At 39.4% G+C, this 11,519-nt stretch carries 8 protein-coding genes; all 8 read left to right on the forward strand.

Annotated features, from left to right (window positions below):
- Window positions 1-7: 7 nt before the first annotated feature.
- The 8 genes from AAH582_RS01180 (at window position 8) to AAH582_RS01215 (ending at window position 11,509) form a co-directional block, all read left to right on the forward strand.
- Window positions 8-1,471, forward strand: a complete 1,464-nt coding sequence (locus AAH582_RS01180; protein ID WP_046673855.1) for a RagB/SusD family nutrient uptake outer membrane protein — start codon at window positions 8-10, stop codon at window positions 1,469-1,471.
- An 11-nt stretch (window positions 1,472-1,482) separates the two neighbouring features.
- Window positions 1,483-2,169 carry a fasciclin domain-containing protein gene (locus AAH582_RS01185; protein ID WP_197084025.1) on the forward strand — a complete coding sequence of 229 codons (687 nt, stop codon included), beginning with the start codon at window positions 1,483-1,485 and terminating at the stop codon, window positions 2,167-2,169.
- 5 nt (window positions 2,170-2,174) lie between these two features.
- Window positions 2,175-3,170: a hypothetical protein gene (locus tag AAH582_RS01190; RefSeq protein WP_046673857.1), complete on the forward strand. Its 996-nt coding sequence runs from the start codon at window positions 2,175-2,177 to the stop codon at window positions 3,168-3,170.
- A 108-nt stretch (window positions 3,171-3,278) separates the two neighbouring features.
- Entirely contained in the window at window positions 3,279-4,871 is a 1,593-nt protein-coding gene (locus tag AAH582_RS01195; protein ID WP_343321022.1) for a M60 family metallopeptidase, read from the forward strand.
- A 437-nt stretch (window positions 4,872-5,308) separates the two neighbouring features.
- A complete protein-coding gene (locus tag AAH582_RS01200; RefSeq protein ID WP_343321023.1) occupies window positions 5,309-8,242 on the forward strand; it encodes a SusC/RagA family TonB-linked outer membrane protein in 2,934 nt (977 codons plus the stop codon).
- Between the two features lie 21 nt (window positions 8,243-8,263).
- Window positions 8,264-9,781, forward strand: coding sequence for a RagB/SusD family nutrient uptake outer membrane protein (locus AAH582_RS01205; RefSeq protein ID WP_046673860.1), 1,518 nt, complete (start codon window positions 8,264-8,266; stop codon window positions 9,779-9,781).
- A gap of 14 nt (window positions 9,782-9,795) precedes the next feature.
- Entirely contained in the window at window positions 9,796-10,467 is a 672-nt protein-coding gene (locus AAH582_RS01210) for a hypothetical protein (RefSeq protein WP_053003652.1), read from the forward strand.
- Window position 10,468: 1 nt separating this feature from the next.
- Window positions 10,469-11,509, forward strand: a complete 1,041-nt coding sequence (locus tag AAH582_RS01215) for a DUF5007 domain-containing protein (protein ID WP_156167631.1) — start codon at window positions 10,469-10,471, stop codon at window positions 11,507-11,509.
- Window positions 11,510-11,519 lie beyond the last annotated feature (10 nt).

Genomic DNA, 11,519 nt, shown 5'->3' on the forward strand with positions numbered 1-11,519 from the left:
AAAGAAGATGAAATTAAAAACAATTGGAAAATATATCGGGATAGCAAGCATTTTGATGCTTGGAACATCCTGTTCGAAATATCTTAACTTGGAACCCCAAAATAGTACATACGATGATGTTTTTTGGAAAGACGGCAGTAATGTTGATCGCGCAAAATTAGGCGCTTATTCGTTGCTACGTGATGCACTTCGCAATAGTCGGTCGTTTTTTATTTTTGGAGATTTAGCTGCCGGAAATTTTCAGGTTGGTGGTGATTACTGGAATTATACCAGTCTGATTAAGGCGGGAGGATTTAAGTTTAGCTATGCCCCCTATTTGGAAGGATCATTGTGGAATTGGACACGATTTTATAAAATAATTAACCAATGTAATCTGATTGTCGAACATACAGAAGCAATGGATAATAACCTATTTGAAGGAGGTGAAGCTGAAAAAACAAAAGCTATTGCTGAAGCTCGTTTTTTGCGTGCCTATACGTTTTTCTATATGCAGCGTGTTTGGGGCGATGTATTATTGACTAAAAATGTCTTTACCGATCCGCAGAATATTCCTGATATGGCGCGAAGCCCTGAAAAGGAGACATTGGATTTTTGTACGGAAGATCTAAAATATGCCGTCGATAATCTGGATGAAGGGATTACAAAAAGATTTGCGTCTAAGGCAGCTGCACAAGCACTGTTAGCACATGTCTACGCTTGGCGCCATGATTATGTAAATGCTGAAAAAATGGCAACCGAAGTGATCAAAGGTGATTTTGATTTGGTTGATATTAAAGATTATAAGAGTATTTGGGCTGGAGATTCAGAAGAGACGATTTTTGAACTCCCAATGACCTATTCAGACAGTGGAAATGAATTCACTAAAGATTTCTTTAATGCCTTTCTTGCTGACCCGACGATAAAAAGCAAAAGCTTATCTTCTGCATGGCCAATAGATGTCGATCTGTTGAATGAGTCCTTTAAAGTACAAGATCCAGCTTCAACTGATCAAAGGCCGACAGCTGTTTTTAGAAAAGTTTCTGCCAATGTGTGGTTGTTGCAAAAATATGATGTTGTGAAGTATTATAATAATAATACTTCAGATTATGCGGTGAGTAATAATTTGGTATTACTGCGTTTGGCTGACATTTATTTATTACGTGCCGAAGCCTATGCTAAGACTGGGCAGGAGAATCTGGCGTTGGGAGATCTCAATAAGATTAGAAAACGTGCCGGACTTTCGGACATCAGTTTGAGTGGAGAAAAGTTGTTTGAAGAGATTTTCAATGAGCGTCGACGGGAATTAATTGGTGAAGGAGCTACGCAATTTGACTTAATTCGTATGGGGCTTTTAGGTAAATTGAGTGAATATTCGGGTTACTACACAGCAGACCGTATAGCTAACCAAGGGTATTATTGGCCGCTAAACATGCGTGATCTGTTACCACAAAATGAGAAATTAACACAAAACCCATGGTGGAAAAATCATTAATGAACAACATAATGAAAAGACTTATATATATAATACTGACGGTAGTTGTCCTGGGGACGATGATGTATTCCTGTAAAAAGGATGGATATTTTGTTGGTGGGGATTTGCATAATCCTAAAATAAATATGACTACATATGACTGGCTAAAAAGTAATAAAGACGGCGTGTTCGATACGGTGATCATGTTGATAGATAAAGCTGGGGTAAAAGATAAAATTAACAAACAAGGTATTACCTTTTTTGCTCCTACAGATTATGATATTTACAATTATGTTCAGGCGAGATCTATTGCGATGCAACGTATTGATCCAGAAAAGAAATGGACTGTTGATTCTATGATTAAATATGAATTGCCGCGTTTTGCAGATTCTATCGATATGTATATTGTGAATCAAACGTTGCAAAATGATCTGTTGACAGAAAATGGTACAAAATATAAAAATGCAAAAGGTAAGGATGTAGTTGTTTCATATGAACCGACAGACGACACTAATTTAGGATATAATGAAGCTTCGTCGGTACGACCTCGAATAGTATACTTCTCCTATTTATTCCAGGCACTAGATAATAATGTGCCAGCGTCAGACATCGCGCTCCCTATTGGAGTTAGGACACGTGTGCAAACCTCAAATGCACAAACGACAACGGGCGTTGTTCACGTATTGAACAATAGCCATATCTTATTCTTTTATCGATAAAAGTTATGAAAAAGATCCTATATTTTTTAATGATTGGAAGCCTGGGGACTATTTTAGGTTGTAAAAAAATTCCCGATGGCAATTTAAGTGACATTATCCGTTATGAGCAGCAGCCGATGGAAATAAAGCAGGGAAGACCAGTTGTGACAGATGCAATTAATCCAGCAGGCTCTACCAAGCCGATTACAATTAAATTGATCAAGATTTATAAAAGTGAAACTGGCGAAGATGTGACTAGTCTTTTTCTGACAAAATACCAGCAGCGAGTTTGGAAAAAACCATATGATCCTAAGACGGATACCACACAGGCTTTGATTGATGCAAAGCAGGTGGACTCTATGGTTTATCCGATCACCTTAAATTCCGTTTCAGGACAACTAGAAGCAAATTACAATACTGTGCATCTTCCTCTCGGGTTGTATAAGTTCGATGTGGACGTTAATAACGTTGCTGGCACAAAGTCTTTTCCTGGAATTGCAGAATTTAAAATTGTCCCTGCGTTGGCCTTTGAAGTTCCAGCAGTACGTTCTACCTCTGCGATTATGGTGGGTGATGAAACAAAATCAAAATCGATTCCCAGTAATGCTAGCCATATTAAGGTAACGCAATTATCAAAACAAGGCAATAAAATTACAGTACGTTTTTTGGATAAAAATGGAGCGGTCTTCAATCCAAAAAAAGGAGAAATTACTCGTCGGCCACAGAGTGGGACTGCAGGAGGGTACCTGCAGACCATGCAGGATTATGCTGTCGGCACTGTATTGTATGATGATCGTATCGAATTTACATACGGGGTAGTGCCATTCCCTTTGGTCTCCTTAGGGAATGGGTTCAATTATTATTATCGTATCCCTACCAAATTTGTACATTTTGACGATGCATTGGGAATCCTAGATAATACATATACCTGTAATGCGAGGTTTTCTTTTCAGACATTTGAGAGCGGAAATTTTCAAATTGATGTGATCGTGCCGCAGGTCACGAGGAGAGTATATAATTAACTTTAAAATGAAAGGTTGGATACTTAGGTATTCAACCTTTTTTGTCTCCTATTTATTACGGCTTTAGATATGTTAATTATACTATGTCGTAATCTAATTATAGTAATTATGAGAAAGAAACTAATCGTATTACTTGGGCTGGGGCTTCTGGCGAGTGCCAATCTAAAAGCTCAAACCGCTCAGGATTTTAAACAAACCTATGCCGATCTTGCTGTATTTGAAGATCCTTTAGCGTTAAAACTAAAAAAGGGGATTAAGAAAAAGCAACTCAATCAGATTGCTGATACTACCCTGCGCCGGGTCGCGCAGTCTATACTTAATGGCAACTATAATAAGGAGTATAAGTATGCAACCTATTATGCCTTGTTGAATCCGACAACATTAGGGCATCAATTAAGTATTGGGGACGGTTATAGTAAATATGAAAATATGACCGGTGTGTATCTTCCCAAAGGAAAACATATTGTTATCGTGGACGGTATTGCAGCAGGTAAAGAGGTAAATCTTGTTGTACCCAACTGGTTGCGAAAAGCCCCTAATCCGCAAGAGCCTACAAAGGATCCAAAAGGTTGGGGACTGGAAAAACAGGAATTCAGATTACAGAATGGCGTGAATATTATACAGCTTGATGATTACGGAAGTTTAGCCTATATCGACTATTTCTCCGACGAACCTGAAAAGGAAAACCCGATTACAGTTCATTTCCCGACAGGGCAGGTAAACGGTTACTTTGATCTTAAAAAGCAGGGAAATAAGGAGTGGAATAGTCTGGTCGATCATGCTGTATTCCCCATTATGGATGCAAAAGGCGAGCATATTCAGACCGCTTATCCAATCGAGGCATTGAAACAGTATGCTTATGGAAAAGGCGTCGAGCTAATTCGTAATTACGATTCGCTGGTGTATAGGCAACATCGCTTAATGGGACTGGAGAAGTATAATAAAGTACCTAAAAATCGTATTCTAGCGCGGGTGAACTATAATTATTATATGTTTCGTGATGGTGATGGTGTTGCCTATATGGGCGATAAAGTTGGTTACGCGATGAAGATGGTGGTAACGCCGGAATCGGTGATTAAAGGGGATCCTTGCTGGGGTTTCAGTCATGAGGTAGGACACGTACACCAGACACGTCCAATGTTTAATTGGGGTGGTTTGGGGGAAGTGAGCAACAACCTCTTCTCCTTATATGTAACACGTTCGTTTGGTAATAAAACTCGGGTTTCAGAGCAGAACAATTTTGAGAAAGCGAAGACCAATATTATTGAAAAACGAATTTCTTATTTGTCCGATCCGGATGTGTTCGATCGTTTGATTCCTTTTTGGCAGTTACAGCTCTATTTTGAGGGGGAGGGAAAACGCCCCGATTTTTATGCCGATCTATTTGAGGCTTTCCGTCAGCAGAATATGAATAAACCAAGAAGACAGCGTTCAGATTGGAGCTCCGATCGCATGACGGGGGAGCGTAATCCTGCCGTTCATCAGCTGAACTTTGTTAAAACAGCCTGCGAAGTGGCCAAATTGGATTTGACGGATTTCTTTGATAAATACGGATTCTTTTTTGTTGGTACCTTGGAATACGACGATTATGGAAAGTATACCTATACCATGACGCAGGAAATGATTGATGCCTGTCGTCTGGAAATTAAAAATATGAACCTGCCCAAACCTAAGGTTGATCTTACAGCATTAAGAGATTAGATAGTGGTCTTATGTCAGACAAAACTCCGATTGTGATCAACAATTCGGAGTTTTTTTTTGTCCAAAAAATACGCAGGGATAGCACGACGATCCTTACATAATTCTTCACTAAGTGACAAAAAACAGTCAAAAAATGAATGCATTAAAATATGTTGGATTGTTAATAAAATAGAATGACTTCGTTTACTTCTTTCATAAAATTATAAAACTGCCAGCTATATAGACAATGGAGAATAATTTATGCAAACGTTTGCTTCAATTGCGCAATCGATTTCGTTCCAGCTATTATGTATGACTTTAGAAATATTATTATATCATTGTTATATACTATCAATTATTTACAGGACATAAAGTCCAACCTAATTAATGCCGAAACTTAATTTATTTGCTAGCCGAATAATACCAATTTTTTTTAATGCCTAAAGACATAAAATCGAATGAAAAGACTATTTTGTTTTTTATTTCTTGTCCCTATGTTTCCAAATGTAAAGGCTAACAACCTTAACTTTTGGACTTCAAAACAAGATACTTCTGAAATCAATGAGGTTGACAAGCGATTGCTTAAAGGACGATTGGCTACCTTGTTACAAAAGCAGGGTGTCAAAGACAGTCTCAATTTAAGAAACGTTGAAACACTGCCTCTCGTCAGTATTCCGGAGGTTTTGAAGGGGCAAATTGCCGGTCTCTACGTACAAGAAGCGACAGGTGAACCAGGAACGCCAAAGAATATGGTGCTTCGGGGCTTAGGATCGCCATTGTTCGAAATCAAAGATGCGGTTAATGTACAACCAGCGGTATTTGTAAATGGGATACCCATTGCGAGAGACAACAACTTTGCGTATTCAATTCAACAGTATCAATTTAATCGTATTGGTCCAGGAACAGACAACTTTGCTGGTGTAGACCTCTCAACAGTAGAGTCCATTGAGGTAATAAAAGATCCTGTTAAATTAGCAAAATTGGGACCATTAGCTGCCAACGGTGCTATTTGGATTCTTACCAAACCAGGCCGGGAGGGCGCGCGCCAAATTTCTATTGATACCTATGTTGGCCTAGCAACAAAACCGGTAGTAACACCTGTAAATGCGCAATATGAAAACATGTTCCGATCAATATTCTATAATAAATATGGATCGGTCACGGATCGTTTGAACTATCCTGGTTATCTGAGTGATTCGACGAACGTAAATTATTATGGACCAGCAAACTGGAATGAAGAGTATTATAAAAATACACCTATTTATGGTGGAAGCATAGGTATTCGTGGGGGCAATGATCGCGCAAATTTTTCGTTTGTAGGGGGGTATACCAAGAACGCAAGCTCAGCCGACAAAACAAATATCGAGCGGTATAATGCCTTGTTTAACGTCAATATGGCACCCTTTAAATGGTTGAATTTTGGTGCCACCATCAATGCAAGCCGCAGCTTGAGAGATCGGAATCGTAGTCTCCGTGATCGATTCGGCGAAGCATCTTATGTTCCTGACCTTTCCGTGCCTATTTCGCCAAACAAGGAAATGTACGCACAATATCTGGACATCTATAAAGCTGCCTTAGATAAAAATACGGTCAATTTTTTGAATTCCTTAGTCACATTAGACCTTTATTTTCTCAAAAATCTAAAATTTAATACTTCCTTGGGGATTGATTATTCTGAAGGAGCTAGACAAGCTTTCTTCCCTGGTTCATTGATGGAAACCAATAACTATATGTCGAGTTATTTTGGTTTTAATCAACGCTTGGTGTATAATAACCGCTTGGAATATAACTTGGAATTCCAAGAACAGCATAAATTGGATTTGACCTTAGGATCTTCTTATACGCAAGATCTCTATCGTTACAATTATGCGCGTGCTTATGATGGACCAAATGATTTTATCAAGGTTAACGTTGTAGATGGCGACCCTAATAACGCTGGCTATTTGACACCAATAGGCGGGTTATATGTGAATCGTTATAGTAACCGCGAAGATTTCCGATTACATTCCCTGTACTTAGCCGCGGCTTATAAATATAAAAATCTTCTGGATCTAAATGCCGTTCTACGTTATGATGGTTCTTCAACAATGCAACCTGATTCGCGTTGGTTGATGACACCATCTTTCGCAGCGAAATACCATTTGATTCCCGAAAATGAAGAAAACTTATTTAGCCATTTGGGTGTAAAGGCCTCCTGGGCGAGAATTGGGAAACCGGTATTTACAAGTAAGTTTGCTATCGGACCAAATTATACGGCTGATCTAAATTGGGGATCAGAAAAATCATTGGTGTCCTATAATGGTTTTGCTGTTGCATCCAGACCTTATTCTGAAGGATGGGTAGGCTATGATATCAAATGGCCCTATACAGACCATGCCGAATTGACCGTTGACGGAACTTTATTGGAGAGAAAAATTGATTTTGACGTCTCTTTATACCAAAAGAAGGATGTAAATCAATTGATTAATTCACCCATTCCCGCTGAATACGGTTATTCTGGACAAATTGTAAACGGGCTCAGTGTTAAAAACACGGGTGTGGATTTCAATCTGTCTGCAAAACTACTTGCCAATCCAGAAGCGTTACAATGGAATACATCGCTTAACTTAAATTACAATCAAAATAAATTGATAGCACTTCCGGAGGGACGCCAACAGTTGAAGGTTGGTAATAGGCTATTAAAAGTAGGCGAGGCCATTGATCGGTTTTGGTTATACGAAAACCGGGGAACTTATGACACCGAAGCGAGTATCCCAGTTCAAAACGGTCAGAAAATGCAGTTTGACGGGGTGGATTTTGCAGCGGGAGATCCAATCTGGAAAGATCAAAACGGAGATTTTAAAATCAATGACGAAGATCGTGTCCTGAAAGGAAATGCAATGCCTAAGCTGACAGGTTCATTTCAAAACTATTTCAAATTCAAAGGTTTCGACCTAAATATGCAATGGTATTTTGCGCTCGGGCAGAAAGCCTTAAATCAGCGTGCTTCCAATAAGTATAACTTTATCAATACCGAAAATACCAACTCTCTGGATGGGATTCGCGAAGTATTCCACTGGCAACAAGATGTCGATATCAATAAATACCCGATTTATAACCCTTGGAGTCCGATTGTTGCATACCGTGTGGATCAAGATCTGTTTTTGGAAAATGCTTCTTTCTTGAAGTTGAGATCCTTGACTTTAGGCTACGATCTTGCTCAATTGAACAATGTAAAAGACAAGATTAAGAGCATCCGTAGAGCCTATGTTTACGTTTCAGGTACCAATTTGTTGACGATTTCCAAGTTTTCAGGTGCGGATCCTGAACTGATAGATTTTAATGGATATTATACGGGGTATGGCTTGCCATTATCTCCAATGGTTTCATTAGGTATTAAGTTAGATCTGTAATAATTTAATAGTAGAAAGAGTATGAAAAGATATAATCGATGGGCAGTCATGTTCCTGATGGCACTGGGCATCACTGCTTTTACGAGTTCATGTAATAAAAAATTGGATATCGTTGCATCCAATCTCGGCTCCGAGAAACTGGAATGGCAGTCCATATCTGATACACGCGCGCACTTGATGGGCATTTATGGCCTGATGCGGGCAGCATTGGTTGATAATTATGGGCATTGGGTGTATGGAGAGATGCGCTACGGTGACTTTACACCGTATTCCCGCGCTGATCTGCGTGCCGTCCAAGAAAATAAACTGAGATCAGCTTATCCTTTACTTAAAGATCTCACAGACTGGCGTAGATTTTATGCGGTCATCAATGCAGCATCACTTTTTATCGAACGGGCCCCCGAAGTGATGGCCAAAGATAAGCGATATACAGAGCGCGATATGAAATATGATGTTGCGCAGGCACGTACAATCCGTGCCCTGATGTATTTCTATATGGTTCGTATCTGGGGCGATGTTCCTTTGTTAAAAGATTCTTATGATAACGGTTCTTTTGTGGAGCTTGCGCGATCAACCGAAGCAACTGTTTTAGCTTTTGCAGAAACCGAACTATTGGCAGCGGCGCAGGATTTACCTTATCGGTATGCTGTAGGGACACAAAGTTATTATGGGGAGAACTATGGTACTTGGGTAGGTGTATTGGTCAATAAAATTACAGCTTATTCCCTGTTGGCACATGTAGCCGCTTGGCAAGGAAAATACATCAATGCGGAGGTATATTCTCGATTTGTTATCGATAATTACTCACAGGCGAATCTTGAGCTGATGACGACGCCTGCATTGGTGAATCCAAGCGATGGTCTATTCGGGCCGAGTACCCGAGCACAGATTTTAGCGATTCGCTCTTCCTACGAATTGGGCGAAGCGACGAATACAGGTCATATTGAATCATTGACTTTAGGTTATCCAATTGTTACCAAAGCCAAACCGGATATCTATGTCAGTCGGGATACCATCAATAAATTGTTTGATGATGTCAACGATACACGTTTCGGTATTGACTCTATATCGGGATTGGTACGGACCAACTACTTTACCAATTACAACGGCGATATTCCAATTTTTAGTAAAATCAAGGTCATCCGTAATGGTAATGGTGATTCTGATTTTTCCATTTTTGGATCGAACTTGGTTTTTACGCGCCTTGAAGAAATCTATTTACTGCAAGCGGAGGCCAAAGCGGTTCTCAACCAACGTGATGATGCCATTAAATACCTCAATGTGATTAAGGAGCGTCGCGGTCTAAAACCATATATCAGTAACTCACCGAAAGATTTATTGGAAGAGATCTTTTTGGAGAGAAGACGCGAATTGATGGGGGAAGGCTGGCGATGGTACGATCAAATACGTCTGGCAAAAATTAAGAAAAACAATCCCGTCATGAATGATTTGATCCAAAAAGGAGGAATCTATTGGCCTATCTCCTCGGATGTACTCGAGAGAAACTCTAAACTGGTGCAGAATTCATATTGGAAATAATAGAATAGATAATCATGAAAAACAAACATATTTTTTTAGGCTTATCGCTAATCGTACTATTCCTAGGTATTGCTAGTTGTAAAAAAGGGAATACCTATTATGAAGATTTTCAGGTTAAGTATACCGAATTTAACGGAACCTCCTTGGAATTTTTGGAATCACAGGGTAGTACGTATGACTCCTTGTTGTTAGTCTTGGATCGTGTCCCTTCGGTACGTGCTAAGTTGAAAGATGCGAATGCAAAAACGACATTTTTTGCAATGACGAACAGCAGTTTTACCAATGCTTTGGACGCCATGAACGGCGTACGTAAAGTGGGAAACAGATCTCCACTTTATCTCGAAGATATTCCACAATTGATCCTTGATTCCTTGACCTATCATTATGCCTTTGATGGTGAATATGATACGCCTTACCTACGTGATTTTGTTGAAGGGAAAGTGATTAAAGCCATTGACGATTATAATATGACCTTAAAATATAAAGTGACATCTGCTTCGGGAATTATAGGCGGCGGTCAACAACAGATCATATTGAGCGATATGAATAAGTCTATTTTTCAGCGCTACTGGCAGGAAAGCGCAACATCTGTGGTGAATATCCGTACACAAAATGGGATGTTACATGTACTCGCGCCAAGTCATAATTTCGGATTTAGTAAACTCGCTAAATTATTAAACAAATAGCATGGAAAAGAAAATATTTAAATCGGCAAAACAGTTATTGGTGCTCGGGATGGGACTTTTCATGCTAGCCTCATGTAATAAGTATATTCCGGATGACCAAGACTCACTCGGTACTGACGTGGTGTATAGCACCAATGAATTTATGCCATTGTTAGGAAGAAATACCTTCTACAATAATATTGTCAATATTGGTCAGAATACATCACAACCCCTCAATTTTAAAATTGTAAATGTGCGTGATATCGATGGACAGCCTTCAACACTTTTTGAAGATAAATTTCCGGTGAAAATCTGGACAAAGGCTTATAGTGGAGAGGAAAAATCTATTGCGGAAATTGAAAGCAAACGTAAGGTTGAATATCGTCCAGTGCTTGAGATTTTGGAGAAATCGGGAAATATAAACTTCTGGGGCCAAGCTGTTAACTCGAATTTTGTCAAAGCACAGCCAGATTCTGGTTACGTGTTTGATATTGAGATCAGCAACACTGGTGGACGCAGATATTTGCGAAATTTCAAATTGAAGCCTTATCGTGAGCGTGCTTTTGAACCAAGTATTATGGATCCGGTTACCGGTTTATCACCTTTACCGTATACGCACCCAAGCAGAACCAACAATTTGTATGGTGAACGGACGAATCAATTTATTTATCCAGGTCTAATCAATGTGTATTTCAATAAATTGGAAAGCAAAGGTGCGGGAAGTAAAACATTGACCATCAGTTTCTTGGATTCGTTGAATCGCCCAATTGATGTGAAGAAATTTGCAGCGACAGAATGGGATAAATTAGTGCATGGTTTCAACCATAGATTTGAAAATGGAAAGGTGATTTATGACGTAGCTTATCCTATTCCACTGGCATCGATTAAAACCGACTACTCTTCAAGCGATGGCACCTATGCCATAATGAATTTCAAATTCCGTCGGAAAGGGCAGTTTGGTTTTCTTGAAGATTGCGGGATCGAGATGCCATTTGCGATCTACGAGGAGGGGGATTGGGAGATACAGTTTCGCTTCACCAATGAAACACCAAAATTTGAATGATGATGGACGG

This window comes from Sphingobacterium multivorum, assembly GCF_039511225.1.
Taxonomy (GTDB): domain Bacteria; phylum Bacteroidota; class Bacteroidia; order Sphingobacteriales; family Sphingobacteriaceae; genus Sphingobacterium.

Bases quoted from the DNA above. Each gene is read 5' to 3' on its own strand.
- AAH582_RS01180 (WP_046673855.1), top strand. From the start codon at position 8: ATGAAATTAAAAACAATTGGAAAATATATCGGGATAGCAAGCATTTTG.
- AAH582_RS01185 (WP_197084025.1), top strand. From the start codon at position 1,483: ATGAAAAGACTTATATATATAATACTGACGGTAGTTGTCCTGGGGACG.
- AAH582_RS01195 (WP_343321022.1), top strand. From the start codon at position 3,279: ATGAGAAAGAAACTAATCGTATTACTTGGGCTGGGGCTTCTGGCGAGT.
- AAH582_RS01200 (WP_343321023.1), top strand. From the start codon at position 5,309: ATGAAAAGACTATTTTGTTTTTTATTTCTTGTCCCTATGTTTCCAAAT.
- AAH582_RS01205 (WP_046673860.1), top strand. From the start codon at position 8,264: ATGAAAAGATATAATCGATGGGCAGTCATGTTCCTGATGGCACTGGGC.
- AAH582_RS01190 (WP_046673857.1), top strand. From the start codon at position 2,175: ATGAAAAAGATCCTATATTTTTTAATGATTGGAAGCCTGGGGACTATT.
- AAH582_RS01210 (WP_053003652.1), top strand. From the start codon at position 9,796: ATGAAAAACAAACATATTTTTTTAGGCTTATCGCTAATCGTACTATTC.
- AAH582_RS01215 (WP_156167631.1), top strand. From the start codon at position 10,469: ATGGAAAAGAAAATATTTAAATCGGCAAAACAGTTATTGGTGCTCGGG.